Genomic DNA, 26,350 nt, shown 5'->3' with positions numbered 1-26,350 from the left:
ACTCGGCGATGGACGGCTCGTGATAAATTTAATCGCTTAAATTCAGACCGCCTGCGCGTGACCGTGTGCTGACAGCAGCGACGCGATGACCTCGGGCAACGTCGTCGTGCCGAAGCGGCGCTCGGTCATGCCGGCCTCTATGTCGATCTTGCCGGCGTTGTGCGCGTCATGGAGTTCGGTAATCAACCGCGCGTGGCTTTCGGTCAGTCCCGCCGCGCGCATCGCCGTGGCCCACTCGCCGCGGGGCAACTCGAATGCCTTCACGTTCTTTCCGGCGACATCGCTCAGGGCGCGAGCGACATCGAGCACAGTGACCCGCCGCGGACCTTCGACGCTGACGATGCGTGGCTGATTCGATCGTTGAGCGGCGTCGAGTAGAAGCTCAGCGGCGATCGAACCGACGTCATGCGCGGAGACCGTCGGAAACACCTTGGATAGCGGCTGATGCAAGCTCGGGAAGGCGCCGTTTTGCAAGGCGACGGGGATCACGCGTGCCCAGTTCTGCATGTGCTCCGCGGATCGAAGCAGCGTTAGGCGTCCTGCTAACGGGGCAAGCCGCGTCTCCAAGTAGTGAAAGAGCAGCGTGATTCCGGTGCCGGCTTCCAATTGGGCACCGTAGTCGGATATCGCCAGCACGTGAGCGGGCGGCGCGGCGCACAATGCGTCGGCCGCGACATCGATCATTTTTCGCATTGCCGATTCGGGATCGGGCACCCCGGTAGGTACCGGACAGAGAACCTGAACGGTATGCGCGCCCTCTATTGCCGCCCTGACCGAACCCGGATCGGTCAAATCGGCCGTCACCGTTTCGCAGCCGATTGCGGCGAGAGGCTCGGCTTGCCGTGTATTTCGTACCACTGCGCGAACGCTCTGCCCGGCTTTGCGTAGAATCGCCGCCGTTACGCCGCCTGCCTTGCCTGATGCTCCGAAAATCACGAACATGAATTGCTCCTCGTTTGAGCGAACGAGGTCATGCTATGCAGCGGCCGGCCGGACGGCGATCAGAAATGGATTGGATGCGCAGAAACGGATGATGCACCGAGCCCTGCGCTGCGCCGGCAAGTCGGCTAAATTAGACTCATTGATCGCAGCGATACGAAGCGAACCGCCAAGGATCGAACGCCATGAATGCTTCAACCGCACGTTCCGCTTTAGTCGACGGTACCCGCACCAGCCTGCTTTCGAGCAGCGGAAGGGGGTGGAACGGGTTCGGCGCCGAACTACTGGGTATTTCCGCGGGCACGCATCGGATTGCCGGCGGGGAACAACACCGCATCGGTGTTCATGTAGGCAAGCCCGTGCGGGCCAACTGCGTCTGCGACGGCAAGCGGCTCGCGCGGATTCAAGCTCATGGCGACGCCGATGTCATACCCGCGGGGATGGACGGCGTATGGGCAGACGATTCCGACTGCACCATTTTGCGGATTTGGATCGACGATGCTTTCGTCAAGACCCTCCATGAACAGTTGGAGCTGAAGCCGTCTCGTGCTCGTTTTTCGATGCATCTGCAATTGCGCGATTCGCGGCTTCAGCATCTGGCCTGGGCGTTGCATGCGGAACTGCAAGCCGAGGAAGCCTCCGATGCACTGTTTGCCGAAAGCCTCTGTACCGCGATGCTCGTTCGATTGCTTGGACGCGTGCCGTCGCTCGAGGCTAGGGCTAAAACATTTGCCCCGAAGGCCGCGGCGCGTTTGACCGACTATATCGAAGGCAGCTTGGACCAGCGGCTGACGCTTTCCGAATTGGCTGCGCTGCTCGATATCAGCGTCCCGCATTTCAAAGTGCTGTTCCGCGAGACGTTCGGGGTGCCGGTGCATCGGTATATCGTGCAGCGGCGCGTCGAGCGTGCAAAATCGCTGCTTTTGACCGGTCGCATCAGTGCCGCGCAAGTCGCGCTCGAGGCCGGTTTCGCTCATCAAAGCCATATGGCGCATTGGATGAACCGGCTTCTCGGTGTCGGTCCGAGCGAGTTGATGAAAGCGAAATAAGAAAGGATTTTGTAATATAATTAATCAAATTATTGAAACGGGGACGTATGCCCGGCATTACGCAAACGTTTTACGTCGGTAAGCCGGGCGGTCATAGTGGAAGTTGAAATAATTTGTCAATGTCGGTGTGTTGCAGGTGCGCGGTATAGCGCGATCTGGCTTGATATTGCGGCGCGGCCTGCGTTATGCTGCGGAGCCGATCGTGCCGGGGTTTGGGGTCGGCTGCTGCAACACGATTGACGACAAACGATAAACGAGAAAATCTCTCTCCATGACTCAGCACGATTATATGAAACGGGCCGCCTATATCGCCGCATTCACGGCGATATTTCAACTTTCGGCATGCGGGGGCGGAGGTGGGGGAAGCAGTGCTTCGAGCACACCCGCGCCTACTCTCAGCGCTGCTCAGCAAAACTATGAAAATGTCGTGCTATCCGGCAATGGTGGAGCGCATTACGTCTTGGGGGCGCTGTCGTTTACGACGAATAACTCTGGCGGATTCACTATCAATGCCGGCAGCTATTTTTACACTCAAGATGCCAGCCTCAGTGCGAGTCCGGCCGTGGCGGGAACGCAGCGGCTGACGACGGGCACTTCGATGCTTTCGGCTTCGTTGGCCGTGCCGACTGTGAGCCCGCAACGCTACGTCGTCAACGGAGCGATCGTGGCCGGCACGATCCCGGCGACGGTGCAGATCAGCTACAGCGGCGCGAACGTCGTGGAGACCTACCTCGCTAGCGATGGCCAAACTCCTGTGGAGACCTTCCAAGGGACGAGCTATACGAGCGTGCCGCTGGCGGGTGCGATCGCGAATTCGCCAGCCGAGTTGCTGACGGACACCGCGTTGAGCGTGATCACGAATACGATCAACGGACAGTCGCTGTACAACAAACAGTCGACATGGCAACCGAACGCCGCATACATCAAGGAGACTCGGAACTACGTCGGGGACACGGCATTTACCGGCGATTGCACAGCGCCTGCCACGACCGGAACGAGTGTAACGCCCTGCAATTCGACGGCCTCGACGCTGGAAGGCTTCTTTCCATTTGCGATGGACAACAAGACGTATAACCTGACCGATGGCCAGATCGTTACGCTCGCCGGCGCACGGGCTTGGGTTTCGAACGCGGCGCTCAGCACCGCGACGACCGAATACCGCGTTTTCTATCAGATGAACGGGCACATCAATTCAGGCGCCCTCGTTCGCAATGGGACGCCGATTGCCATCTTGCCGGCTGGCGGAACGACGCCGCAGAACTTCCAGATCTTCTTGAACGGCGCCGCGGCCCAATCGATCAAGGCGGCGGTTACGTTCTGATGCACCGCATACAGCCCTGAGGCTAGCCGAAACGCTAACCGAAACGAAGGATGCTCCGCGGCAGTAATATGGCTGACACTGCCCGTCGGCGATAATTGCCTTATATGCGACCGCAGAATTGCCGCGGTCCGCGGAGCACCTTCATCTTCAGGGAGTTTGCGATGGATAAGCAGGATCCGACGGCCGAAGCCGAGTTCTTCGCGGAACGGCAACGCCGCTTCGAGGAAGATCTCGTCGACGCGTACGACGAAGAGCTCGAAATGGAAGTGGACGATCGCATCCTCGATGGCGCCGACGCCTTCACGCCGGAAGCGCGCGAGCTGCGCCGGCAGTACTTTCGCGAGCTGTTTCGCCTGCAAGGCGAACTCGTGAAACTGCAGGACTGGATCGTGCAGACGGGCCATCGGCTCGTCGTCATCTTCGAAGGCCGCGATGCCGCGGGCAAGGGCGGCGCGATCAAGCGGATTACGCAACGGCTCAATCCGCGCGTCTGCCGTGTCGCCGCGCTGCCGGCACCGAGTAACCGCGAACGCACGCAATGGTATTTTCAGCGCTACGTCGCCCATCTTCCGGCCGGCGGCGAAATGGTGCTGTTCGATCGCAGCTGGTACAACCGGGCGGGCGTCGAGCACGTCATGGGCTTTTGTTCCGATGCCGAGTACGAGGAATTCTTCCGCTCGGTGCCCGAATTCGAAAAGATGCTCGTGAGAAGCGGCGTCCAGATCCTCAAGTACTGGTTCTCGATTACGGACGAAGAGCAGGAGATTCGCTTCCAAGCGCGCATCCACGATCCCCTCAAGCAGTGGAAGCTGAGCCCCATGGATCTCGAGAGCCGCCGCCGCTGGGAAACCTATACAGCAGCCAAGGAAGTGATGCTGCAGCGCTCGCACCACGAAGATGCACCGTGGTGGGTGGTGCAAGCGGTCGATAAGAAACGGGCACGGCTGAATTGCATCCACCACCTGCTGAGCCAGGTGCCGTACGGCGAAGTCGAACATCAGGCCATTACGTTGCCGGAGCGCGTGCACAACGAAGACTATATTCGTCAGCCCGTGCCGGCGGATATGATCATCCCCGAGATCTACTGAAGCGACCTTGGGGCGGTTCTTTGTCGGCGGACCGAATCCCCAAATGCCCGCTCGCATTCGTGACATTGAGATCGCGGACCACGCCGCCCCTACCGATGAGCGCAAAGAGCCCACGTAGGGGGTCTGCATTGCTGATCGTATGTCCCATGCCATCGAATTGGCCTGTGAATGCATACGCCTGGGTGTCCAAGTAGCCGCTGTAGCCGATGGCGGCGAGATTGCCCTGCGCGTCGATGTCTTTTCCCAATGCGTAGTTCTTTGCATAGATCGACGTATTGTCGCCTTCGATACTATTCAAGTCGTTCAGCGAGTTGAGCAGTTGATCGAAATGCACGTCAAACCTCGTCCTTCAGGGCGGGGAGGATGTCAAAGCATATTTGCTCTTTTTGCCGGCCTTTTTGGCGGCGGCCTCGGCTATCGTCGTGGCTGGAGCGGGACTGAACGCCGCAGGTCCGGGCCAAGGCAAGCGTCGCCAACCGTTTCGTCCCGATCCGAGCCAAGCGGAAAGCGCTGCTTCATCGAACGTCTTGCCGAAGGGATCGGCGCGGAATGCCCCGACCCATTGGCGGCGTCCCTCGAGGAAAGCCCGCCCGAAGTCCTCCCAACTCGCGAAGCAATCCTGGGCACGTTGCGCGTTGAGCAGCAGCACGCGCCATGCAGCCTGCGGTTCCACCCATTCCATCATCATCGCCGCCCGTACGAGGAAGGCCGTGCGCGCGCAGGCAAAAGCGAGCGCGGCGCGCGGATCGTCAGTGGGCAGCAAGTCGTGCAAGTCGGCGCGGAACCAGTGCGATTCGAGCGTACTCGCGAGGTGCGCGCGAGCTTCGTCTCCGCTCGCATCGGTGGGCAGGCCCATTTGATGGAGTAGTTGAGGGCGAAATTGGGCGCGCTTCGTATCCGACAGCCGCCAATCGGCGATGGCATAAAAAGTCCGGAGCCTGACGGCGCTCGCGAACGGGTGCGCTAAAGCAAGCGCCCAATGCTTGCGCTGCGGCAGCGACGGGGGCCGCGATTTCTTATAGACGCGATAAACCCACCGCAGAAAAAACACCGCCAAAAGGATCTTGAACCACATGTGCCGAATGTTCCTCTACGAATTACGTGGCGGATGGCGACGCGTTTGTCGTATCGAGTTCCGAGGCATCGAAGCCCGGCCATTCGACATCGTCGGTCACGAACGTGGCTTTGCTTTCGTTTTCACGCTGGGCGTCGCGCGTCCGTACGGCGTAGCGGACGGCCGATGCGCGCGGCGTGCGTTCCCGAAACGATTGCGGTTGACGCGCGGCCATCAGCCATTCGAGCATGGGGGGCGGTGCGGTGACACGCTCGAACAACCTCGGATAGCGGACGACCAGGCGAGCCTGTGTGGCTTCGTCTTCGACGTTTTCGATCCGGGTCCATCCCGCCTCGGTGCGGACGACGCCGATCGCGATGCAATCGGCCGGCATGACATCGTTCGTGCCGATGGCGTTCAAGCAAGCGACGACTTCGTCGACGTAGCGATCGACGGGCGGACGGTTCTGTTTTCCTTTGACTTGCTCGACCTCGAACGAGCCGTCCGGGCGCGCGAGCATGCTGATCGTGACGTGGGGTTGCTCGTTGATATCGCGGAAGCTGATTAGGCGCACGCGCAGTTGTTCGATGGCTTCCGCGTAGCGTTGCCCGTAGCCGCCTGTGAGTGTCCGCGGATCGGTGAATTGCCCGAGGCAGTGCCGCATCGCGTAGCTTTCATAGGCCATCTCCGTACGAAGTAGCGCACTGTCGTGCAGGAACTCGACGAAACGCCCGCTCGACGTCGTCAACAGCGTACGCAATGCATCGGGCCGGCTCTCGCGCCATCCGCGCTCGATACGCGCGGCTATCCGGGCGTGCTCTTTTTCCCAAAGCGTGAGCGCTTGCGGGCAATTGATACGATGCAGCTTGCCGACGAGCGAAGTGCCTGCGCGCGACTCGAGAAACTCGACGAGCCGCGCTTCGAGCGCCAGCAACTGCGGGTCGGTCGGATCGACCCAAACCACGGGTGCCGGCGCCGTCTTTTCTTCCTTTGTCTCGCCTTTACGCTCGAAGCGAGCAACGACCCATGCCGGCAACGGTTCCGGAGCAAGAGCCTTTTGCGCATCCTCCAGCGATTCGATCGGCCAAGCCGGAATGAAATTCGCGACGACATGGCGAAAGAAATGATTGAGCAGCCAAGCGCGGATTTCTTCGTTGTCGCCGCGTGCGCGGCTGCGCGAATCGATGCGTGCTTTCAGGTCGGCGGCATTCAGCGCGTTACGTGGCGCGTAGCCGAGTTTCGGAGCAGGAGCGTTCACTGCCAGAACCTCCACCAAGGTTTGCGGGCGGTTGCGCTTTGCGCTTGCTGTGCCGCCCGCTCTCGACACGATGCGATTTGTTCCTCGTAGTACGTCGGATCGAAGCGTTCATGTTCGGGGCGCTGCTCGTTCATTCCGAGCACGCGCTCGTACATCGCTTGGGCTTCGTCGAAACGGCCCAAGCGGTCGAACATCGTGCCGGCGTTCGCGACGACGGTCACGTCGCCGGTCGCGGTCACTTGTCCTTTGAGCCCTTCCCAAAGCGCTGTGGCTTCGGTGGGGCGCATGTTCGCTAGATTCGCCGCCACAACCATTCGAGCGTACAGGGCGTCGTCGGGTAGCTTCGACTCGTCGACTTCCGCGGTTTTGCGCTGCCATTGCACGAGCCTCTCGAGCCAAATCAGGATTTCGTCGTCACGATCGAGTTGCCAAAGTGCTTTGACGATTTGGCTGATGTAGATGTTCGGCGATTCATTGCCGAAGCCGCGCTTCATCGAGAAATGCCAAAGGTGCTCGCCGGTTTCTATCACGGCGTCATAGTCTTTCATGCCCTGGTGTGCCTCGATCATCCAGGCATAGTGCTCGCAGAAGGGGCTGGCATCGAGACCGCGTCGATGTAACTCGATGGCTTCCGGAAAGCGCTTTGCTTCGGTGTAGCAGATCGCTAGGCCCCAGCAGAGCAGCGAATACAGATGGGCGCTGCCGTCGTATGGATGGCCCTCGCCTGTTTCGAGGAAGTGCTCGGCATGGGCGACGCCCTGCTCGTAGAAGGCCGTCTTGAGTCGTTCTAGGCCAGCGATTGCTTCGCTACGCGACTCGAACGGGACATCGGCAACCAGCGCATCTTGCTCGGTTTGGAGTGTGAACGCGTGAAAGTAGCACCCTCTGCCGTTGGTCGGCTGAGGTGCGGGGAGCTTGAGTGCCTCTAGGAGGCCGACTGCTTTGCAGCGTGCGGTGAGTAATGTGTAGAGTGAACGGTTGTCGTTGATGCCGCCGCGCTCGATGGCATCGGCGAGGCGTGCCGCTTCGGTTTCGGAGTCGATCAGATTGACGCGCGCATCGTGCTCGACACTTAAGCGAGCAATCCAGGGATGTCCAGGGGCTCGCTGCTCGGCGAGGGCGCACGCCGCGGTGTAGATCGCTTCTCGAAGCTCTGTGCCCCGCAATTCATCGAGCTTGGCGAAAAGCTCGCCATGCACGGGCGAGCGCGCCTGCAGCTTCCATTGATTGGCACGGCCGAGTGCGATCAAGCGGTTCAAGACCGCGTCTTGGCGGCAGGCAAGCATGACGCAAAGTGCCCACCATGCGGAGGTGTCGCTGCTTTCGGCGAGCCGGTCGTGAATAATGCGCGCCGTGCCCTGCCACAGCTGAGATTCACGCTCGTAGAGGTCGAAGAACGCACGTTGGCCCGCGTCGTCGATTCGCCCCGCTTCGATCAGCCATGGCAGTTCGTACTCGATGAAATCGTCGCCGCCGTCTTCGGATAGGGCGTGGTGGGCGAGGTCGGATGCGGCTAGCGCGGCGCTTGCGCCTTCCCGAGCGTAGACGGCTCTTGCCGCGAGTCGAGCCACTCGAACTCCCATTTCTCGCCGCTTAGGACGCGTGAGATCCGCGGTGAGTCGTGTGATGGCACGTTCGATGTCGGGGAGACGGTCGGGCGCGATCGCGATCAAAAAGTTGCTGAGTTGCAGCCAGCTATTGGTGTCGATGGTCTGGTCGGCGGCTGCGTTTTGCAGGGCGTCGAAGGAAGCATTCGCCGCGGCGATGGCGTCTGCGTTCGCTTCAAGCCGCTTGTATGCCAGTGCCCGCCGCCTTTGGCGCTCCGCTTCGTCCCAGGCGCGAAATGCCGCGCGCTCGCGGACGGCGCAATGCAGGGCATGCCGCAATTCGATGACATCGACGGCATGGGCGGGAAGCACGCGCTCGATGGTCTCGAAGGTGTGTAGTCGGAGATACTCGTTTGCGCGGAGGGTGGGTTCTTTATCGATGACCTCCCGCATTTCGGCAATCCCGCGCTGGATGGCTTCGTCTTCTCGCAGGTTGTACGCGATTTGCAGGCGGTATTGCGCCAAACGCATTCGAATGTCGGGGCGGGCGTCCGGTTCGGCGACGGCCAGCAGGCTCGCGCCGTCGCTGTCGAGTACCGCGCGCGCCGCGGCCGGCGCGCCGGCGTTCATCCACAGTGCTTGGAGGCGGCCGATCGCTTGCAGCGAATGAGCGCGCATCGGCTGCGCGTGAAGCTGAGATAACAATTCTTTAGGATCGCTGTAATCCAGGTGCGGCCCTAGTTCTGCTTCCAGGCTATCTAGAAGTTGGTCCAATTGCTGGCCTGTGACGACATCGGCATTGGGCGTCATCCAGCTTCCCCTCGGCGATTATTTTTTGGAGATGGGTAGCTTAGCAGTGAATTGTTTCGTTACGACAACACGGGGCGGAAGAACGTGTTAGAGACCGTGTTCCTGGATCAACGTAGTTTATTTCGACGAGGACGATTTTTCGAGAGGTAGGTCTGGCTCGATCCGTGGAGTGCCAGTTGGCGCGCGGCGGCACGCATAAGGTTTAGGATCGTGTGTCTTGCCGGCAATTAGCCATGTGCAGGAGAACGGCAATCTGAACTGGGACGAGCAGTTTTTTCTGTTCGTAACCGGTAAAGCCGTCATAGCCGCAGGGGTCGAACGAGAGCTCGCGTCCAATGATGAATGGCGGCGTCGGAAGCAACTTTGGATTGCCCATTGCCGCAAGATGTTGTTCGGTCAGGCTCCAATCCGCCGCATCGATTTCTTTCGACCAACCATCGGTAATCACGACGTCGGCGGTCGAGTCCGGCTTGTCCGTAAACACAACGTGGGGCAGATCGCGATGGAATCGCGAATCGCAGACATGGACGAGTTGAAGCTTTAGCACTGCAGCCAACTCATGCCAGGATCGAAACACGTTGGTCGTTGGGCCCCACAGGCATATTCTCGCTCGCTCGATAGGCATCAGCACCGAGTCGATATAGTACGCGTCGGTTAGTACCTCGCAAGGATGCCCGTCGCTCGACATGGCATTGATGACCGGCCTGCGCGACGCTATCGCGAACTCCGCTAGCCTCGCGTGATTCGATTCCCGAATGACGTAGAAATCGTAGAGCGGATCGAGGTAGCCGGCGATATCGCATGCGCGCTCGCTAGTCTTGAGGAGGTTCGGGAGTTCGATGTACTCGAGGTTCAGCGCTCGGAAGGCTTGGAGGAAGGTGCTGCGCGTGCGAATTCCGTTACCTTCGAATGACCACGCAACGTTTCCGGACAAACGAGCCGCGGGCTTGCCGGCCAGTGTCCAGATCGAGCGGATATCGGCTGCCGATAGGTCAGTCAGGCTAATAAGCTTCATGAAGATTGGATTTCGCGCTGCTTGACGCCCCTGGTGGCATCGGCATTGGGCGTCATTCAGCTTTCACCGCGATTGTCTTTGAGAGACGAGTAGCTTAACAGTGATACTTCGCGGCCAATCGCTCAGGCGGCAAGCGCCCCAATACCGAACCACGCGGAAGCGTAATCTACTGCCTGCTCGAGGCTCCCGAGACTCATGAGACTCAGCCCGATGACCTCACCCGACGGCGGTTTCAAATCCGGCACCGTCACGACCTGTATTCCAGCGCGATGCGCGGCGAGCACGCCGTTTTCACTATCCTCAAACGCCAGGCAGTCGCTCGCTGTTTTTCCCAGGCGAGCGGCAGCAAGCGCATACACGGCCGGATCCGGCTTGCCACGGGCGACTTCATTGCCGCCAGCGATCGCATCGAAGAAATCGAGCACACCGACCCGTGAAAGCCGAGCTTCAATCTCTTCTGCGCTCGACGACGAAGCCACGGCGCACGGCACCCCAGCGTTGACCAAGGCGGTCAATAGGTCGTGCGCTCCAGGCTTCAGCGGATATACCGGCGGATTTTCCGGCGACTGTAGCCGCTGCCGGACGCGTATCAGCGCTTCCTGAAAAACGGACTCTTCACCGAGCATCTTGGCCAGCATCGCATGGCATTCGGGGAGCGATCTTCCTACGATCTCGACATAGTCGACAGGACGGATATGAACCCCGAGTTCGCGTGCGACGTCTATCCACGTGTTCATGATCGTGCGTTCCGAATCGATCAGTAACCCGTCCATGTCGAAGATTGCCGCAGAAAACATACGCCCGAATCCTTAGCGAGTATTGGGGGAGAGTCGACGCACTATAACCGCTGGCGGCCGAACTCGACATGAACGTTTCCGACATAGACGTGGTCCAGTCCCGCCAAAGAACGCCCGGAGACCGTGGTTCGTCGCCGGGCGGGACTCGCCTGGGTACGCTCGCCTACTTCGGAAACTAGGTCCGCATTGCGGCACCCATTGTCAGTGCGGCGGCGTCGGTCGTCGGAGCGTGCGCCCCGAAGTGTTGTTGCAAATAGCGCGCGGTAGGGAATGGGCCGCCAGCTGGGAGCTCAAGCTTCCTTTCGTGCGCGGCGAGCCGCGGGAGGTTCGAGGCTAGCTTGCGGCGGGCACCGCTTGCCGATACAAGGAGACGCCCAAAGCCAGCATTTTCGACAGGCTGCTGTCTTTGATCAGATGTTTGCTATCCACGACCTTCCCGTTTTTGTAGGCGAGCGGGTAGATGTCGCTGATCGTGAATATCCCCGCATTCGTCGTGGTCGTGTGCACCAGGATCAGGCCCCGATCGGTGAAAACCAAGTCCGCTTTGTCGAGTACGACCATGTCGTATCGGACGTGAACGACCGCGCGTATTTGTCCTCGCGGGATGACGTACCGCTTCACGGCTTCGTCGTTTTTATCCTTGAGATAAATCAACCCCTTGTCTGCGCCGCGCTGGGTAACGTAAGGATCGGTGTCCGGGAGCGAGCTTTCCGCTTCGGCTTCGTAATCTTTGGGAAGCGGCCCCGGTTCATAGGAAGCGACGAAGTCGACGCCGTCGACGTCACTGTGCACGCGCTCGGTTTTTGCCGCCCCCGATGCCTGTGCATAAACGGCCGTCGTGTATCCGAAAATAAAAGGCAAAGAGATCAAAAACGGGATGAATCTTTTCATCGAGCCTCCATGTGGCGTGTGGTTCGTGGGTGTCGTTCGTGATAGGGCGTGGTCAAAAACCGCCGAGCCCTAGATGCGCGAAGATCCCGAGCAGCCATCAAGCCCCTGCGCCCGTCGGCTTACCATGCCGAGCGAGGAATCGATCCAGTTGTCCAGCGAAGGTCTTGCTGTCGTTCGGCGTGTACGGCGCCGGGCCGCCGGTCGCGACGCCCGAACCGCGAAGCTGATCCATCACGTCGCGCATCGTTAGACGTTCCTGGATGTTTTCAGCGGAAAACCAGCTTCCGCGCGGATCGAGCACATAGCCGCCCTTGTTCAGCGCACCGGCGGCAAGCGGGATGTCCGCCGTGATCACGAGGTCGCCTTTCTCGACGAGTTCAACGATGCGGTTGTCGGCGGCGTCAAATCCCGCCGGCACTTGCAATGCCTTGATGAAAGGGGACGGCGGCGTACGCAAATACTGATTGGCGACGAGTGTGACGCAGATCTTGGTACGCTGCGCGGCCCGGAAAAGGATGTCCTTGACGACCACCGGACAGGCATCTGCATCGACCAGCACTTGCATTGCGGTACTTCCGAAAGAAGGAGGAAACCGTCATCTTACCGCTCAAGCTCTCGTAGCCCGAGATAGACCGATGAGTCGCATGCCAGCCTTCCTTCGATATGTCGAGATTCACATGGGTCTTTCGAATATCGATGTAGAGTATTTCGCCTCCCTCACTCGGATCAACCGGACATTCTCGTGACCCACTCGATCACGCGTCGAAATCTATTGATTGGACTGCCTTTACTGCTCGGCCTGGCCGCCTCTCCCGCGCTGAACGCCGCCGAATCCCCACTTGCCGACATCGAACGCCGGCATGGCGGCCGCCTCGGCGTGTTCGCTGTCGATACGGGCTCGGGGCGTACGCTGAGCCATCGCGCCGACGAACGCTTCCTGATGTGCAGCACATTCAAGGGGATACTCGCGGCGCAGATACTTGCGCGAACCGATAGCGGCCAAGAGCGACTCGATCGGCTCGTGCACTACACGAAGAACGATCTGATTTTCACGTCGCCCGTGACCAAGGCCAACCTCTCGCGAGGGGCGATGTCGGTCGAGGCGCTCTGCCAAGCGATTCTGGAAGAGAGCGACAATACGGCCGCCATTCTGTTGATGAGAAGCGCCGGCGGCCCCGCGGCGTTGACGCGATTCATTCGCGGGCTTGGGGACACCGTCACGCGTTCGGATCGCTACGAGCCTGACTCGAACCGCTATAGCGGCGTGCTCGACACCACGAGTCCGCGGGCCATTGTCACGGTTGCGCGCAGCCTTTTACTGGGCGATGTCTTGAGCCCCAAGTCGCGCACGCGTCTGGAGCGCGGGATGATCGCCTGCAGACCCGGGCTCAACAGAATTCGCGCCGTGTTGCCCGCGGGCTGGCAGGCGGGCGACCGGCCCGGAACGAGCGTCGAAAGCGAAACGAACGACTACGCGCTCGTGCGCCCACCCGGTCGTGCTCCGCTGCTCGTTGCCGTCTACTGCGATGCCCCGGGCGTCAGCATGGATGACCGCGAGGCCGTCTTGCGCGAAGCGGGCAAGGTATTCGTGCAATGGGCTGCGAGCGTGGCATGAGGTCCGCCGGCATGCGGAACCGGAGAATCGATCTTATTCGTGGCATTTCGATTCTCCTTGTGCTCTGTCACCACTTCAATATCGCCTACCGTCTGAACGACACATCGCTCTCGCGCGCATTCGGATGGGAGGCCGTGCGTGCAGTCGTACGGAACGGTAACTACGGGGTCACGATGTTCTTCGTCGTTTCGGGTTATCTGATCACGACGAATGCAAAGCGCCGCTGGTCCGGACTCGGCAACGTCGATGCCCGTGCGTTCTACAGCTTGCGTATTGCCCGCATCTTCCCGTGCTTGCTACTGCTGCTGGCGGCTGTCAACGCGCTTGCGATGGCGCGGATCGCGATCTTTCAAAATCACTTGCCGGCCGGCGCGCCCGATTCCTTGTGGCTCGTCGATCTAGCATCTCTGACCTTTTGGATGAACGTGCTCATCGGCAAGCACGGATGGACTAACTATTCGTTGGGCGTGTTGTGGTCGCTTTCGGTCGAGGAGGTGTTTTACTTATCGTTCCCTCTGCTGTGCCTCGTCCTTCGCCGGGAAGCCGGGCTCCTGGCTTTTTGGTTCGTGCTCATCGTCATCGGCCCCATCTACCGTTTCTCCCATCAAGGCGATGAAGGCGGTTATCTATACGCCTACTTTGCCTGCTTCGATGCGATCGCAATCGGCTGCTGCACCGCGCTGGTTGCCGGGCGGATTGCGTGGCGCGGCCGCGCGCGGACCGCATTGCCGTTGCTCGCCGCAGCAGCGATGACGTTCGTCTATCTGTATTGGCCGATCCGGGACGGCAAGGTGCTGGGCGTCACGGCGATGGCGCTAGGTACGGCGGTTCTGCTGGTGGCCGCGCATGATCGCCCCGACGGGCTATCCATTCGAGGCGCTCGCGTGGCGGCGGTGTTCGAGTGGTTCGGGAGACTGAGCTATGAACTCTACCTTTTTCACCTCATCGTGCTCGGCCTGCTGCGGACGATCTTTGCTCCATCGAACGTGACGGGCGACGCGAAGCTGGTGCTGCTGACCGGTTATTTGCTCGCTTCCGCTTGGCTAGGTGCGTCCATCGCGCGGTTCTACGCGGAGCCGTTGAATCGCTACGTTCGGCAGCGGCTGGTTCCGCGATGTTTTTCCTCAGAAGACGGACGCGAGGAACGCCATCAGCGGAATCTGGCTGGGTCGAATACGGTCGAATAGCTTCGAATCGGAGCCGCCGATGGAACTTACGAAAGCGCTCCGATCACCTCTTTAACGAGTAAATCCGCCGCGGCGCTATCAAAGTGCGGCGTCTGCGCATTCCCGAGTCTCACGATCACCAGTTGCTTCGACGGCACGACGATCACGTACTGCCCGAGATTCCCAAGCGCGTAGAAAGTATCGGCTGGCGCATCGGCCATCAGCGGCATCCCGACCCGATCGCCGTGACTCACGCGGTCCCGGCGATTGACCCACCATCCGGCGCCATAATCCGTATCGAGCGTCGGCGTAGTCGACCATCGCACCCAGCCTTCCGGCAAAATTCGCTGCCCATTCGGCGCGATGCCGTCGTTCAGATAGAGTTCGCCGAACCGAACCCAATCCCGTGTCGACGCCAGCATGTAATGCGCGCCGATCGGCGTCCCTGTCTCGTCCATTTCCACGGTCACGTGCCGCATGCCGAGCGGTGCAAACAACTCGTCGCGGGCGAAGCGCTGGACTGCCGAAGCATTGCCGCCCGCCGCGTCGCGCACCATGCGCGCGGCCAAGTGAACGCTTGCGCTGCTATACGCCCAGCGCCGGCCCGGCAGCGCGATCACCCGAGCCCGCCGCGCGGCGGCGGCCATGTCGTTCGTGCTCACATACATGATCCGGTTGGACGGATCGAATCCGCTGCCGGTCTCGTCGATGTCGAGCCCGCTCGTCATCCGCATGAAGTCTTCGAGCGGGATCGGCCGAGCGGATCCGTTCTCGAGCGGCACCGGCGCACCCACCCGCAGCTTGCCCTCACGAACCAATATGCCGACGAGCGCGTTCGTCACCGACTTGCTGATCGAGAAACCGAGTATCGGCGTGTCGGGCCCGTAGCCCGGCGCATAGCGTTCGGCTATGAGCTTGCCTCGATAGAGCACGGCAACGGCCTTCGTGCGACGAGGCCCAGACGGATCGTTTTCCGCGAATGCGTCGTCGATCGCATGCTTCATGGCGGAAGAACGATCGACTTCAATCGGCAGGGGCACGTCCGTTACCGGCAGGAGCGGCGGCCCTGCTTGGGCCGGTGCGGGAATCGCGCCGCTGACGAGCGTGCAACCCCAAGCCCCTCGATAGACCGCTCGACTCGTGAACAATCCCGCGAGACTCGCGGTAACCGTCTGCCGAGTGCGGTCGACGTCGTAGTGAATCAGCGGCGCGATCCAGTGCAAGCCGGGCCGCGACGCTTCGGTTTCGGCGAAGATCGTCGCCGGCGGTTGGCCGCTGATGAACGTTTCCGAACAGATGTCATGTGCCGTGGTGCCCGTGGCGACACGCGCCGCGTAATCGGGGCGCACCGCCGTGCAGCCGGCGAACGAGAGTGCGAGGATAGCGGGAAGCAGCAGGCGCGGACGATTCATTATGGATTCACGACATATGGACGATCGAATGACGGCTTCCTAGCGCTCGGTCACAGCGCAAGCTTCCATGGTAACTGCCATCGAATTCACTTCACGCGCCGCGTGCCCCAACTTGCTATCCTTGATGCAAGTTGCATGACTCCGCATTCGATCTCAGGAGGATGAACGATGGCAACCGCTGCGCAATGGATTCCCGAGTCGGGCGTCGGGGCCGAGCACCTCGTTTTGATGCGGGACGGGCAGTCTTTCGTCGCGGAAGCCGTAGTTGTCGGCCATCGCTTCGATACGCCCTACGGCGTACATTACCGGATCGAGATCGCACCGGATTGGACTGTCCGCCGCGTAGCCGTCGCCTTGACCGACGGCCGCAAATTGAATGTGTTCGCGAACGGCACCGGAACATGGCTCGACGAGCACCATCAACGGATTCCCGAACTCGATGGCTGCATCGACGTCGATCTTTCGGCGACGCCTTTCACCAACACCTTGCCGATCCGGCGGCTCGGCCTAGCAAAAGGTCAGCGGCAACTGATCCGCGTCGCCTATCTCGCCATCCCGGCGCTGACGATCGAGCCGGTCGATCAAGCTTACACATGCATCGAACCGAACCGACGATATCTTTACGAAGGCCTGTTTCGTCAGTTTCAGGCCGAGCTATCGGTCGATCCTGATGGTCTGGTCGAGGACTATCCGTCGCTGTTTCGGCGGGTGGTCTAAACAGATGAGCGTTGGCCGGCGGCGTGCAAGCATAACCGACGCTCCATGACACAAGCGATCGACAAGACGAAGCGTCAGCTATTCGTACCGGCATAGGCGGCTTTCAACTTCGCCACATCGAACTTCGTCATCTGCATCATGGCTTCGGCCACGCGCGCGGCTTTTACCGGATCGGGATCGGCCATCATCGGGATGAGATCGCTTGGAACGATCTGCCACGAGACGCCGAACCGGTCTCTGAGCCAGCCGCAGTTGTCGTAAGTACCCCCGCCCTCGACGAGCTTGCTCCAGTAATGGTCCAGCTCCGCCTGATCGCCGCAGCTGACCATCAGCGATATCGCGTGGTTGAACGACTCGCTGCGTGGATGGCTCATGGCGATGAAGGATTGCCCGAACAGCACGAACTGGACGACCTTCGTCGCGCCGGCGCTGGGCACCGGCGTGACCCGAACCACCCGCGACTCCGGGAAGATGCCCGCATAGAACGCAGCGGCCTCTTCGGCCTCCTCGGCGTACCAAAGAAACGGCGTGATCTTCTGAATCGACATGGCAAACTCCCTCAGTGTCAGTTAATCGAAAGGAAAACGACGAGCCTCCACTGCGACGACGAACGATGGCCATCAAAATCGACACGGTGCAAAGCGATCGGACAAAGCCTTTCGAAACGGCCGTTTAACCGGCCAAACCGCGGATCATCGTTGCAGTTGCGCTTCGATCGCGGCCTTGTCCAGGTTGGACGGCTATCTTGCTTGCGTACCTTCCCGCACATTCGTTTGTGCAGATGCTGCAATTTTTCCTAAGATATGGAAACCCCGGAGATCCGTGGGCGACGACTGACGGTTCCACAAGCCATGAACAACGATCCTCGGCCGCAGCAATTTCTTTTGCACTATCGTTCGCGATTGCTTAATCGCATTTCTTTGCGGGCTGGCGGTTTGACGATCGCGGCACTCGCGCTCGGCGCCTGTGCTCCGCTTGCGTCCCAGCAACAGACCGCGACACCGAGTTTGCCCCAGGCAGGCTCGCAGGCCCTGACCCAAACCCACTGCGCCGGCGCGATCCTACCGCCGTACGGTCTCACGCCGATCAGCGATCCGGCGTTGGTCGCCAAAGCGCAGCAGCCGCCGACGAAGGGCGGCCTATGCATGGGCGAGGCGTTCCAGACGACGCAACCGCTTACCGTCTACCGGGTTTGGGATTCGAGCAAACCCCTGGGGCAGTACGGAAGTTGGTGGAGCTTCAATCCTCCGGCGGGCCCGCGGGACGCCTACCGAGTGCAGAACGAAATCTGCCCGAGTTGGAGCAAGCTCGATCGCGTAACGCAATGCCGCCTGAAGGTGGGCTCCGAGATCGTCATCGGCCCCGGACAAAGTGCGCAGTGCGGCGCGCAAGACAACAACGCCAGCTACCCGACGTCGGCTGCGATCCAGGTGTACGTCCCGAACGACACGTCGAGCCCGAGCAAGGAGTTCGTGTCCGACTGCATTGCCGCAACCGCATGGCCCGAATGAGCACGCTCGCCGCCTCAGTCCTTGCCCCAGCGCCAGCGAGGCGGTTCTCCCTTGAACCAGCAAATCAGCACGAGGATGAAGTTCAGCAACACCGCCACGATAAAAAACATGACCAGATGTTGAGCGCGTAAAAAAACATAAGCATCCAAGGCGAGCAAAGCGGCATAGACGATCATGACGACCCACCCCTGCCAGCGTATGGGCAGGCCCCAGCCCCAGCCGTATCGTTTCGCGGGAAACCAGTACTCGTCCGTCTGCGACACCATGCGCGTCTCCCCTGGCCGTAACGACGGCCGCCCCTGAGCAGCATCGTACGCCTCCTCCGGAATCGGAATGTTGGCGTAAACTGGCGGCTTACCTTCAACTCGGTAAGCCAACCATGCTCACGGTCTATAGCAGTGATCATCGCTTGCACCATGGAGTCGAACTGAAGGACGGCGCAATCTCGGCGTCGTTCGAAAAGCCCGAGCGCGCGGAAACGGTGTTAGCGCGGGTAAAGACAGTAGGATTGGGCGACATTATCGCTCCGCGCTCCTACGAGCATTCGGACTACGTCGGCGCGCACAGCGAGCGCTATGTCGAATTCCTGGCGAACGCGTGGAGCGAATGGACGGCCACGGGCCGAACCTCCCAGGCGTTGCCGCTCGTATGGCCGATACGCGGATTGCCGAGCACCGAAGTGCCGCAATTCATCGACGGCAAGCTGGGTTTCTTCTCGATGGACGCCGGCTCGCCCATCAACGAGGGCACATGGGAGGCCGTCTGCTCGAGTGCCAACTCGGCGCTGACCGGTGTCGACCGCTTGTCGAGCGGCATGCGCGGCGTGTTTGCGCTGTGCCGCCCGCCGGGACATCACGCCGGCCGCGAATATACGGGCGGCTATTGCTACTTGAACAATGCCGCGATCGCCGCGCAGCGTTGCATCCAGCAAGGTGCCAAGCGCGTAGCAGTGCTCGACATCGATTTCCACCACGGGAACGGCACTCAGGACATCTTCTATGACCGTTCCGATGTGTTGTTCGTATCGATCCACGGCGATCCGGCAGTCTGCTACCCGTATTTCTCGGGGCATGCCGACGAGCGAGGCATGGGTCAGGGCGAGGGATTCAATCTGAATCTGCCGCTTCCGAAGGGCACGGCCATGGCGGAATTCGAGGCTGCCTTGTTCGATGCGAGTGCGACGATCGCGCGATACAAGGCCGACGCGCTGATCGTTTCGCTCGGCGTCGATACGTTCGAAGGCGATCCGATCAGTCATTTCCGGTTGCGCTCGCCCGACTATCTGCGCATCGGAGAAATGATCGAAGGGCTTGGCGTGCCGACGCTGTTCGTGATGGAAGGCGGCTACATGGTCGACGAAATCGGCCTCAACGCGGTCAACGTCCTGCTGGGCTTCGAAGGCAGGACACGCTAGTCGCAGGCTTTTGCCGCAGCCGCGCATGGCGTGCGCGAATTCAATCGTCAAAGGTGTTTGTCTAGATCGAAATCGAAACGCATTCCCGCTATTTCGCCAGGAGGCACGATGTCCCGCAACGACGACGCAACGTTTTGGCAGAACGCTAGGCAGCACCTGGTTCGCTACGGCGGGAAGTTCGAGCCGATGATCATCGAGCGGGCCCAGGGCAGTTTCGTGTACGACGCGGATGGCCGGGCGATTCTCGATTTCACCTCGGGGCAGATGAGCGCGGTGCTGGGGCACAGCCACCCGGACATCGTGTCGGTCATCAATGAATACGCGGGCAAACTCGATCATCTTTTCAGCGGGATGCTGTCGCGGCCGGTCGTGGATTTGGCGAAGCGATTGGCCGACGTCACGCCGGGCGCCCTTGAACGAGCGCTGCTGCTGAGCACGGGTGCGGAATCGAACGAGGCAGCCATTCGCATGGCGAAGCTCGTGACGGGCAAGTATGAAATCGTCGGCTTCGCGCAGTCCTGGCACGGTATGACTGGGGCGGCGGCATCGGCAACCTATAGCGCGGGACGCAAGGGCGTCGGTCCCGCCGCAGTCGGTTCGTTTGCGATACCGGCGCCGTTTCCTTATCGGCCGCGTTTCGAGCGCGATGGTCAATACGATTTCCTGGCAGAGCTTGATTACGCGTTCGACCTCATCGATCGTCAGTCGAGCGGGAACCTTGCTGCATTCATCGCCGAACCGATTCTCAGCTCGGGCGGCATCATCGAATTGCCGCTGGGCTATATGGCCGCGCTCAAGCGCAAGTGCGAGGAGCGCGGCATGTTGCTGATCCTCGACGAAGCGCAAACCGGAGTAGGGCGCACGGGAACGATGTTCGCCTGTCAGCGAGACGGCGTGACACCGGACATTCTCACGTTGTCGAAGACGCTGGGCGCGGGCTTACCGCTCGCGGCGATCGTGACCACTGCCGAGATCGAAGAACGAGCCCATGAGTTGCATTACTTGTTCTATACGACGCACGTGTCGGATCCGCTGCCTGCCGCCGTGGGCTTGCGTGTGCTCGACGTTGTCGAGCGGGACGGGCTCGTCGAACGCGCGAACGTCATGGGCGATCGGTTGAGGCGAGGCTTGTTGGGTCTGATGGAGCGCTTCGACTGCATCGGCGACGTGCGTGGACGCGGGCTGCTGCTAGGGATGGAGGTGGTCAAGGACCGCCGCACGAAGGAGCCCGCGGACGGGCTCGGCGCGAAGATCACGCGCGAGTGCATGAACCTCGGTCTCAGCATGAACATCGTGCAGTTGCCAGGGATGGGCGGTGTTTTCCGGATCGCGCCGCCCTTGACCGTCAGCGAGGAAGAAATTGACCTTGGCCTGGATCTGCTGGGGCAGGCGATAGAGCGCTCGCTCTGACTGAGGCCGTCTTCGAAAGCCCGCGTTTGGAATCAAACGCGGGAGATTTCACCCCTTCGTCGCCCCGAACGTCAACCCGGCGACGAAATGCTTCTGCATCGCGAAGAACATCGCGACCGACGGCAGCGCCGCGAGTATCGATCCCGCCGAAACGAGATTCCAGGCTGTCGTCCACTGTCCCTTGAGTGCCGCGACGCCGACGGTGATCGGCGCGGCGTCGTCGCCTTGCGTGAGACACAGCGCCCAGAAGTAGTCGTTCCAGACGAACGTGAATACGAGGATGGCCAGGGCGGCCAATGCCGGCCGAATCAACGGCAAGACGATCTTGAAGAACACCGTCCATTCGTTGGCCCCTTCAATCCGCGCGGCCTCGATCAGCTCGAACGGCAGCTGCTTGATGAAGTTCCGTAAAAACAGCGCGCAGAACCCCGTCTGGAACGAGAGGTGAAAGAGGATAAGACCTTCGACGGTGTTGTAGAGACCGAGCTTGAGCGACAAGTCCCGGACGGGAATCATCAACACTTGAATCGGCACGAAGTTGCCGGCGACGAACGCCGCGAACAACGTCGAGTTTCCGGGGAAACGGTAAACCGCGAGCGCGAAGCCGGCCATTGCCGCTAGCGCAATCGCTCCGGCCACCGCCGGCAGCGTGATCTGCACGCTGTTCCAGAAGTAGTGGAGCATGGGCGACGTCGTCAGCGCATCGCGGTAGTTGTCGATGAGCGCGAAATGCTTCGGCCACCCCCAATAGTTGCCTTCGCTGAGTTCTTCCGACGATCGCACCGAAGTCACGAGAACCGCGATCATAGGCAGCAGCCAAATCAGCAGCGCTATCGGCAGCGACAGTTTGTAGGCACGCCGCGCGGTAGGCGTCCATTTCTCGACCGGCATGGGAAACATGATGAGGACTCCTTTCCTTATTGCTCGTTCCTGAGCAACCGGCGCAACTGATAGACGATATAGATCAGCATGATCGCGAACAGCACGACGGCGATGGCCGCCGAGTAGCCGAGCCGGTAATACTTGATCGCCTGGTCGTACATGTAATACGCGAGCACGGTCGAGCTTTCGAACGGGCCGCCGCCCGTCATGACCGAAATCAAATCGAAGCTGCGCAGCGCGCCGATCACGGTGACGACGACGGCCATGAACGTCGTCGGACGCAGCTGCGGCAGGATCACGTGCCAGAGCAAGGACCAGCCCTTGGCCCCCTCCATGCGCGCGGCTTCGATTTGCTCGCTGCTGAGCGTCGTCAGCCCGGTCAAATAAAGAATCATGCAATACGCGGTTTGCGGCCAGAGCGCGGCGAAGATGATGCCGGGCGTCGCATAGCGGGGATCGCCGAGTACGGGGATGCCATGCCCGACGATCAGCGCGAGCAGGCCGAACGTCGGATCGTAGAACCAAGAGAAGATCAGGCCCACCACCACGCCGGACAGCACGAACGGTGCGAAGAACAGCGACTTGACGATGCGGATGCCGGCCACAGCTTGATTGAGGTACAGCGCGATCGCCAATCCCATCGGCGGCGCCAGCAAGAACATGACGAGCCAGATGACGTTGTTCTTGAGTGCGGTGTAGAACGTCTGCGAATGAAAGAGTTCGATGTAGTTCGCGAGGCCAACGAACGTCGCATCGGACATCCCATCCCAGCTATAAAAGCTGAGGCGGATCGTCGACAGCACCGGCCAGATCACATAGATCGCGACCATGACGCACGCGGGCGCGAGAAACAGAAACGCGGCGCGGCGCTGGCGGCGCGCGGTCGGCGATACGCGGCGGCGCGGCCGTCCGCTCGGGCGCGCCGAGGGGGCGGCCGGCGGCGTGCCGTTGCCGGGGCCTGTGGCGCCGGTGCCGGCGGCCCGGTGGGTGATGAACTGAGACACTTCAACCTCCTGAACGTACACCACTGCCGCGCGCGGCATCGATCGATCGCCGATGCCGCGCGCCGTCCCTTCGGTTACTTCTTATAGATCCGCTGCCGCACCTGCTCGAGGTGCGCGAGGATCGAGTCGAGCTGCGTCGGATCGGACACGAACTGCTGCATGCCCTTCATCCCTTCGTCGGCCATTTCCTTCGTCATGTCGCGATCGTAGAACTGCGCGATACCGCCCTTCGTATTCGACAGAATCTGGAAGCCGATCTTCGAAATGGGATCGTCGGGCTCCGCCGATTGGCTGTTCGCCGAGAGCGAGCCGAGGCCCACCGCCAGTTGCGCGCCGACCTTCGGCGTTTCCGTGAAGGCGAGGAACGCGCGTGCGTCGGCCTTGTTCTTCGCCTTGGCCGGAATATTGAGCGTTTCGACGGGGCCGTCTTCAGCCGTCGGCACGTTCGAATCGATGATCGGGAATTGGAAGTAGCCCATCTCCGATTTCACCGTCGGCGAGAATCCGCCCGTGATGAAGGTGCCCATCAGCATCATCGCGGCCTTGCCTTGGAACAGGAACGGCTGCGCGGAATCGAGATCGTACGAGAGCGAGTTCGGGATGAAGTAGCCTGCGTCGAGCAGCTGTTTCCACGTCGTGTAGACCTTCTTCACGCGCGGGTCGGTGTAGGCCACGTCGCCGGCCATCAGCTTTTGGTGGAAGGCGTTGCCGTTCAAGCGCAGGTCGAGATAGTCGAACCAGCCGGCCAGCGTCCACGCGTCGCGTCCCGCCACGGCGATCGGCGCAATGCCGGCGGCCTTGAGCTTCTTGCAGTCGTCGAGGAAGTCGTTCCACGTCTTCGGCTCGCTCGCAATGCCGACCTTCTGGAAGATGTCCTTGCGGTAGAACATGCCCCACGAGTAGTAGACGGTGGGCGCGGCGTATTGCTTGCCCTCATACGACGATGCCTCTTTCGTCGACGCATAGGTCTTGTCCCAGCCGTTCTTCGCCCAGTCGCTCGTCAAATCTTCGAACAAACCGCGCTTCGCGTAGTACGCCATGCGTTCGCCGTCGTGCCAGTTCACGATGTCGGGCGGGGCCGTCGTGAGCCATGCCGGCAATTGCACTTTGTACGCTTCCTCGTCGATGAACGCGACCTTGACGTCGGTGCCGGGATGCGCCTGCTTGAACTCGTCGACCACTTGCGTCCATACGGCGCGCTGGCTGGCGCCCTTGAACGCGATGTTGATCTCGAGCGTGCCGGCTTGCGCGGTCGTGGCGAGGGTGCCCATCGCGAGGGCCGACGCCAGCGCGACGGCGCCTAGCATGGTGCGGGGTTTGTTCGTCATGCCTGTCTCCTATGTATTACGTCGTTGTCGGTGCTGCATCGGATTCGTTACGTTGTGCCGCCTTCAAGGCGTCTTCTTGCTGCTCGTTCGATAGGCGGCGACGCCTTGCGGTTCGACGTCGTGCGAGCCGATGACGAACGCATCGCCCGGTATATCGGCCGGCAATGAATGCGCTCGCGATCCATAGTTGAAGACCCAGGTCAGGCCGCCGCGGCGGCTCGTGCGAACGGTGTCGCCGAGCGGCGCCGGCGCGAGACCCGCTTCGGCGGCGATGCGGGCGAACAGGGCCTGCGTGGACGCTTCGTCGAACAAGCTCGAGAGGTAATGCACGGCGCCGTATTTCACATAGGCGGGATGGCCGTCGGCGAACACGGCACGGATCTGCATCGATTCATGGCTGCCGCTGCCCGTGCCGACGTCGAGCAAGTCGCGCCAATGCCGCGCATAGCCTTGAGGGACGCTGCCGCTGAACGTGACGCGCGGGTTCACGTTCGGCCGCATCGATTCGACTCGCCAGACGCGCATGGGCATCAGCGAAGCCAAGGGGCCGGGCGGGAGATTCGCCGGGATTTGCAGATCGGCCGTCTTCGATCCCGTACGAGGCCCGACGACGATGTGCGCCCGCGTGTTCGAGAGCTTTCGGACGAGATCGTCCGAAACGATGGGCAACGGCGGTACGACGATGAGCTTATAGCCGTCGAGCGAGGCGTGCGGCGGGACGATGTCGACGTCGAACCCGAGCGCGCGCAGCGCCGAATAGTATTCGACGGCAAAACGCGGATAGTGGAAATCGACGCCTTGCGGCTGCACTTCGAACAGCCACTTGGCTTCGTAGTCGAACACGAGCGCCACGGGCGTGTCGACTCGACCGTCCACGTCGGCATCGGCGCCTGCGTCGGCCAATGCGCGAAGCTCCTGCGCGACGCGCTCCGCCTCGCTGCCGCCGATGTCGAGCCGATTGTCGGGCGTGTTCAAGCCCGCGTGCATTTGCTCCTGCGCGAACGGCGCCTGCCGCCACCGGAAATACGATACGCAGCCGGCTCCGTGCGCGAACGCTTCCCAGCTCCAGAGCCGCACCATGCCGGGCAGGGGCGCGGGATTCCATTTCGCCCAATTCACCGGGCCGGGCTGCTGTTCCATGACCCAGAACGGCAGCTTCGACATGCCGCGATACAGGTCGTGATTGAATGATGCGAAGTCGGGGTGGCCCGTGCGCAGATACTTCGCTTTGACTTCCGGTTCATACCACTGCTCCTCGAGTGCGCCGAGCGGATAGCTGTCCCAGGAGGCGACGTCGAGATCGTCGGCCACTTTGTAGTGGTCGAATTCGGTGAACAACTGCATGAAGTTGTGCGCGATCGGGCGGCCCGGCGAGTGCTTGCGGATGATGTCGGTTTGCATGCGGTTGTAGCGCGCGACTTCATCCGAGGCAAAGCGCCGATAGTCGAGACGATGCGACGGATGTGCTTCGGTCACGGTTCCGATCGGTGCATCGATCTCGTGAAAGCCGCGGTACTCCATGCTCCAGAACACCGTGCCCCATGCGCGATTCAATGCGTCGATGTTGCCGTAGCGCTCCTTCAACCATTCGCGAAAGCGCGTGAGCGCGGCCGCCGAGTAGCTGACCACGGTTTGATGACAGCCGTATTCGTTGTCGGTCTGCCAATAAGCGACGGCGGGATGCCGGCCGTAGCGCGATGCGACGGCTTCGCAAATGGCCTTCGATGCCTCGAAGTAGGACGGCGACGAGAAATCGTAATGGCGGCGCGATCCGAACGCGCGCGTTCTTCCGTCCGCGCCGACGGGCAGGATGTCGGGATGGCGATCGATGAGCCACTTGGGCGGTGTGGCCGTCGGCGTGCACATGACTACTTCGAGCCCTTCGGCTCCCAGGGTATCGATGGCGCGATCGAGCCAGCCCCAGTCGAATTCGCCCGGCGACGGTTCGATCCGGCTCCAAGCGAATTCGGCGATACGGACTTGTTTGATGCCGAGCGCGCGCATTCGCGCGGCGTCTTCCTTCCACATGGCCTCCGGCCAGTGCTCGGGGTAATAGCAGACTCCTAGGCGCATTCCCATGATCCTCTTGTCGTTGTCGTTCACGCGTGCATGTCTTGCTTGC

25 protein-coding genes are annotated in these 26,350 nt (G+C 61.1%); 9 read left to right on the top strand and 16 right to left on the bottom strand.

Annotated elements, in window-relative coordinates; all coding sequences use genetic code 11:
- Positions 1-42 precede the first annotated feature (42 nt).
- Positions 43-942, bottom strand: a complete 900-nt coding sequence (locus DWV00_RS12190; RefSeq protein WP_115533810.1) for an NmrA family NAD(P)-binding protein — start codon at positions 940-942, stop codon at positions 43-45.
- Between the two features lie 182 nt (positions 943-1,124).
- On the opposite strand from DWV00_RS12190, the gene DWV00_RS12185 reads away from it, so the two are divergent.
- From DWV00_RS12185 to ppk2, 3 genes are all read left to right on the top strand, one after another.
- Complete coding sequence (locus tag DWV00_RS12185) at positions 1,125-1,988, top strand: helix-turn-helix transcriptional regulator (RefSeq protein WP_115533809.1); 864 nt, start codon at positions 1,125-1,127, stop codon at positions 1,986-1,988.
- A gap of 562 nt (positions 1,989-2,550) precedes the next feature.
- Positions 2,551-3,309, top strand: coding sequence for a hypothetical protein (locus DWV00_RS12180; RefSeq protein ID WP_245964838.1), 759 nt, complete (start codon positions 2,551-2,553; stop codon positions 3,307-3,309).
- A gap of 161 nt (positions 3,310-3,470) precedes the next feature.
- Entirely contained in the window at positions 3,471-4,397 is a 927-nt protein-coding gene (gene ppk2, locus DWV00_RS12175) for a polyphosphate kinase 2 (protein ID WP_115533807.1), read from the top strand.
- On the opposite strand, the gene DWV00_RS12170 is transcribed toward ppk2, so the two are convergent.
- The 8 genes from DWV00_RS12170 to DWV00_RS12135 all read right to left on the bottom strand — a co-directional run bounded on the left by DWV00_RS12170 (position 4,378) and on the right by DWV00_RS12135 (position 12,334).
- Positions 4,378-4,731: a hypothetical protein gene (locus DWV00_RS12170; RefSeq protein WP_115533806.1), complete on the bottom strand. Its 354-nt coding sequence runs from the start codon at positions 4,729-4,731 to the stop codon at positions 4,378-4,380. The two genes, ppk2 and DWV00_RS12170, sit on opposite strands and share 20 nt — an antisense overlap.
- Positions 4,732-4,746: 15 nt before the next feature.
- Positions 4,747-5,472 carry a DUF1266 domain-containing protein gene (locus tag DWV00_RS12165; RefSeq protein ID WP_115533805.1) on the bottom strand — a complete coding sequence of 242 codons (726 nt, stop codon included), beginning with the start codon at positions 5,470-5,472 and terminating at the stop codon, positions 4,747-4,749.
- 22 nt (positions 5,473-5,494) lie between these two features.
- Complete coding sequence (locus DWV00_RS12160) at positions 5,495-6,709, bottom strand: hypothetical protein (RefSeq protein WP_115533804.1); 1,215 nt, start codon at positions 6,707-6,709, stop codon at positions 5,495-5,497.
- Positions 6,706-9,066 (bottom strand): hypothetical protein, encoded by a 2,361-nt coding sequence (locus DWV00_RS12155; RefSeq protein ID WP_115533803.1) that lies wholly within the window; start codon positions 9,064-9,066, stop codon positions 6,706-6,708. Before DWV00_RS12155 ends, DWV00_RS12160 begins: the two co-directional genes overlap by 4 nt.
- 202 nt (positions 9,067-9,268) lie before the next feature.
- Entirely contained in the window at positions 9,269-10,081 is an 813-nt protein-coding gene (locus tag DWV00_RS12150; protein ID WP_115533802.1) for an ornithine carbamoyltransferase, read from the bottom strand.
- A gap of 122 nt (positions 10,082-10,203) precedes the next feature.
- Complete coding sequence (locus DWV00_RS12145) at positions 10,204-10,878, bottom strand: HAD family hydrolase (RefSeq protein WP_115533801.1); 675 nt, start codon at positions 10,876-10,878, stop codon at positions 10,204-10,206.
- A 333-nt stretch (positions 10,879-11,211) separates the two neighbouring features.
- Positions 11,212-11,769 (bottom strand): hypothetical protein, encoded by a 558-nt coding sequence (locus DWV00_RS12140; protein WP_115533800.1) that lies wholly within the window; start codon positions 11,767-11,769, stop codon positions 11,212-11,214.
- Between the two features lie 97 nt (positions 11,770-11,866).
- Entirely contained in the window at positions 11,867-12,334 is a 468-nt protein-coding gene (locus DWV00_RS12135; protein WP_115533799.1) for a YaiI/YqxD family protein, read from the bottom strand.
- Positions 12,335-12,511: 177 nt separating this feature from the next.
- Between DWV00_RS12135 and bla the strand changes: the two genes are divergently transcribed.
- Positions 12,512-13,384 (top strand): class A beta-lactamase, encoded by an 873-nt coding sequence (gene bla, locus DWV00_RS12130; protein ID WP_115533798.1) that lies wholly within the window; start codon positions 12,512-12,514, stop codon positions 13,382-13,384.
- Positions 13,381-14,571 (top strand): acyltransferase family protein, encoded by a 1,191-nt coding sequence (locus DWV00_RS12125; protein ID WP_245964837.1) that lies wholly within the window; start codon positions 13,381-13,383, stop codon positions 14,569-14,571. The genes bla and DWV00_RS12125 overlap by 4 nt, the downstream gene beginning before the upstream one ends.
- A 26-nt stretch (positions 14,572-14,597) precedes the next feature.
- Here the strand turns inward: DWV00_RS12125 and DWV00_RS12120 are convergent, their stop codons facing one another.
- Positions 14,598-15,962, bottom strand: coding sequence for a serine hydrolase domain-containing protein (locus DWV00_RS12120; protein WP_115533797.1), 1,365 nt, complete (start codon positions 15,960-15,962; stop codon positions 14,598-14,600).
- 168 nt (positions 15,963-16,130) lie between these two features.
- Here DWV00_RS12120 and DWV00_RS12115 point away from each other — a divergent pair, with 168 nt between their 5' ends.
- A complete protein-coding gene (locus DWV00_RS12115; protein WP_115533796.1) occupies positions 16,131-16,679 on the top strand; it encodes a putative glycolipid-binding domain-containing protein in 549 nt (182 codons plus the stop codon).
- A gap of 74 nt (positions 16,680-16,753) precedes the next feature.
- Here DWV00_RS12115 and DWV00_RS12110 read toward each other — a convergent pair whose 3' ends face one another.
- Positions 16,754-17,227 carry a VOC family protein gene (locus DWV00_RS12110; RefSeq protein ID WP_115533795.1) on the bottom strand — a complete coding sequence of 158 codons (474 nt, stop codon included), beginning with the start codon at positions 17,225-17,227 and terminating at the stop codon, positions 16,754-16,756.
- A 303-nt stretch (positions 17,228-17,530) separates the two neighbouring features.
- On the opposite strand from DWV00_RS12110, the gene DWV00_RS12105 reads away from it, so the two are divergent.
- On the top strand, positions 17,531-18,190 hold the full coding sequence (locus tag DWV00_RS12105; protein WP_115533794.1) for a hypothetical protein: 660 nt from the start codon (positions 17,531-17,533) through the stop codon (positions 18,188-18,190).
- 14 nt (positions 18,191-18,204) lie between these two features.
- Here DWV00_RS12105 and DWV00_RS12100 read toward each other — a convergent pair whose 3' ends face one another.
- Positions 18,205-18,456 carry a hypothetical protein gene (locus tag DWV00_RS12100; protein ID WP_115533793.1) on the bottom strand — a complete coding sequence of 84 codons (252 nt, stop codon included), beginning with the start codon at positions 18,454-18,456 and terminating at the stop codon, positions 18,205-18,207.
- A 113-nt stretch (positions 18,457-18,569) separates the two neighbouring features.
- Between DWV00_RS12100 and DWV00_RS12095 the strand changes: the two genes are divergently transcribed.
- Both DWV00_RS12095 and DWV00_RS12090 read left to right on the top strand, forming a co-directional pair.
- Positions 18,570-19,604 carry a histone deacetylase family protein gene (locus DWV00_RS12095; RefSeq protein ID WP_115533792.1) on the top strand — a complete coding sequence of 345 codons (1,035 nt, stop codon included), beginning with the start codon at positions 18,570-18,572 and terminating at the stop codon, positions 19,602-19,604.
- Positions 19,605-19,712: 108 nt separating this feature from the next.
- The gene (locus DWV00_RS12090; RefSeq protein WP_115533791.1) at positions 19,713-21,014 is read left to right on the top strand and encodes an aspartate aminotransferase family protein; all 1,302 of its coding nucleotides are present in this window, start codon (positions 19,713-19,715) and stop codon (positions 21,012-21,014) included.
- 48 nt (positions 21,015-21,062) lie between these two features.
- Here the strand turns inward: DWV00_RS12090 and DWV00_RS12085 are convergent, their stop codons facing one another.
- From DWV00_RS12085 to DWV00_RS12070, 4 genes are all read right to left on the bottom strand, one after another.
- A complete protein-coding gene (locus DWV00_RS12085) occupies positions 21,063-21,914 on the bottom strand; it encodes a carbohydrate ABC transporter permease (RefSeq protein ID WP_115533790.1) in 852 nt (283 codons plus the stop codon).
- A gap of 17 nt (positions 21,915-21,931) precedes the next feature.
- On the bottom strand, positions 21,932-22,900 hold the full coding sequence (locus tag DWV00_RS12080) for a carbohydrate ABC transporter permease (RefSeq protein ID WP_245964836.1): 969 nt from the start codon (positions 22,898-22,900) through the stop codon (positions 21,932-21,934).
- A 74-nt stretch (positions 22,901-22,974) separates the two neighbouring features.
- Positions 22,975-24,228, bottom strand: a complete 1,254-nt coding sequence (locus DWV00_RS12075; RefSeq protein ID WP_115533788.1) for an ABC transporter substrate-binding protein — start codon at positions 24,226-24,228, stop codon at positions 22,975-22,977.
- A 63-nt stretch (positions 24,229-24,291) separates the two neighbouring features.
- Positions 24,292-26,301, bottom strand: a complete 2,010-nt coding sequence (locus tag DWV00_RS12070) for a beta-galactosidase (protein ID WP_115533907.1) — start codon at positions 26,299-26,301, stop codon at positions 24,292-24,294.
- Between the last annotated feature and the right edge of the window lie 49 nt (positions 26,302-26,350).

Source organism: Trinickia dinghuensis, from assembly GCF_003367175.1.
Classification (GTDB): Bacteria; Pseudomonadota; Gammaproteobacteria; order Burkholderiales; family Burkholderiaceae; genus Trinickia; species Trinickia dinghuensis.
The sequence above is the reverse complement of the archived record's forward strand: the minus strand, read 5'-3'. Positions and strand labels throughout refer to the sequence as shown.

What these genes read in the sequence shown, in the direction of transcription:
- DWV00_RS12190 (WP_115533810.1), bottom strand. Translation starts at nt 942, where the DNA reads ATGTTCGTGATTTTCGGAGCATCAGGCAAGGCAGGCGGCGTAACGGCG.
- DWV00_RS12185 (WP_115533809.1), top strand. Translation starts at nt 1,125, where the DNA reads ATGAATGCTTCAACCGCACGTTCCGCTTTAGTCGACGGTACCCGCACC.
- ppk2 (WP_115533807.1), top strand. Translation starts at nt 3,471, where the DNA reads ATGGATAAGCAGGATCCGACGGCCGAAGCCGAGTTCTTCGCGGAACGG.
- DWV00_RS12165 (WP_115533805.1), bottom strand. Translation starts at nt 5,472, where the DNA reads ATGTGGTTCAAGATCCTTTTGGCGGTGTTTTTTCTGCGGTGGGTTTAT.
- DWV00_RS12155 (WP_115533803.1), bottom strand. Translation starts at nt 9,066, where the DNA reads ATGACGCCCAATGCCGATGTCGTCACAGGCCAGCAATTGGACCAACTT.
- DWV00_RS12150 (WP_115533802.1), bottom strand. Translation starts at nt 10,081, where the DNA reads ATGAAGCTTATTAGCCTGACTGACCTATCGGCAGCCGATATCCGCTCG.
- DWV00_RS12145 (WP_115533801.1), bottom strand. Translation starts at nt 10,878, where the DNA reads ATGTTTTCTGCGGCAATCTTCGACATGGACGGGTTACTGATCGATTCG.
- DWV00_RS12140 (WP_115533800.1), bottom strand. Translation starts at nt 11,769, where the DNA reads ATGAAAAGATTCATCCCGTTTTTGATCTCTTTGCCTTTTATTTTCGGA.
- DWV00_RS12135 (WP_115533799.1), bottom strand. Translation starts at nt 12,334, where the DNA reads ATGCAAGTGCTGGTCGATGCAGATGCCTGTCCGGTGGTCGTCAAGGAC.
- DWV00_RS12125 (WP_245964837.1), top strand. Translation starts at nt 13,381, where the DNA reads ATGAGGTCCGCCGGCATGCGGAACCGGAGAATCGATCTTATTCGTGGC.
- DWV00_RS12120 (WP_115533797.1), bottom strand. Translation starts at nt 15,962, where the DNA reads ATGAATCGTCCGCGCCTGCTGCTTCCCGCTATCCTCGCACTCTCGTTC.
- DWV00_RS12115 (WP_115533796.1), top strand. Translation starts at nt 16,131, where the DNA reads ATGGCAACCGCTGCGCAATGGATTCCCGAGTCGGGCGTCGGGGCCGAG.
- DWV00_RS12110 (WP_115533795.1), bottom strand. Translation starts at nt 17,227, where the DNA reads ATGTCGATTCAGAAGATCACGCCGTTTCTTTGGTACGCCGAGGAGGCC.
- DWV00_RS12105 (WP_115533794.1), top strand. Translation starts at nt 17,531, where the DNA reads ATGAACAACGATCCTCGGCCGCAGCAATTTCTTTTGCACTATCGTTCG.
- DWV00_RS12100 (WP_115533793.1), bottom strand. Translation starts at nt 18,456, where the DNA reads ATGGTGTCGCAGACGGACGAGTACTGGTTTCCCGCGAAACGATACGGC.
- DWV00_RS12095 (WP_115533792.1), top strand. Translation starts at nt 18,570, where the DNA reads ATGCTCACGGTCTATAGCAGTGATCATCGCTTGCACCATGGAGTCGAA.
- DWV00_RS12090 (WP_115533791.1), top strand. Translation starts at nt 19,713, where the DNA reads ATGTCCCGCAACGACGACGCAACGTTTTGGCAGAACGCTAGGCAGCAC.
- DWV00_RS12085 (WP_115533790.1), bottom strand. Translation starts at nt 21,914, where the DNA reads ATGTTTCCCATGCCGGTCGAGAAATGGACGCCTACCGCGCGGCGTGCC.
- DWV00_RS12075 (WP_115533788.1), bottom strand. Translation starts at nt 24,228, where the DNA reads ATGACGAACAAACCCCGCACCATGCTAGGCGCCGTCGCGCTGGCGTCG.
- DWV00_RS12070 (WP_115533907.1), bottom strand. Translation starts at nt 26,301, where the DNA reads ATGCGCCTAGGAGTCTGCTATTACCCCGAGCACTGGCCGGAGGCCATG.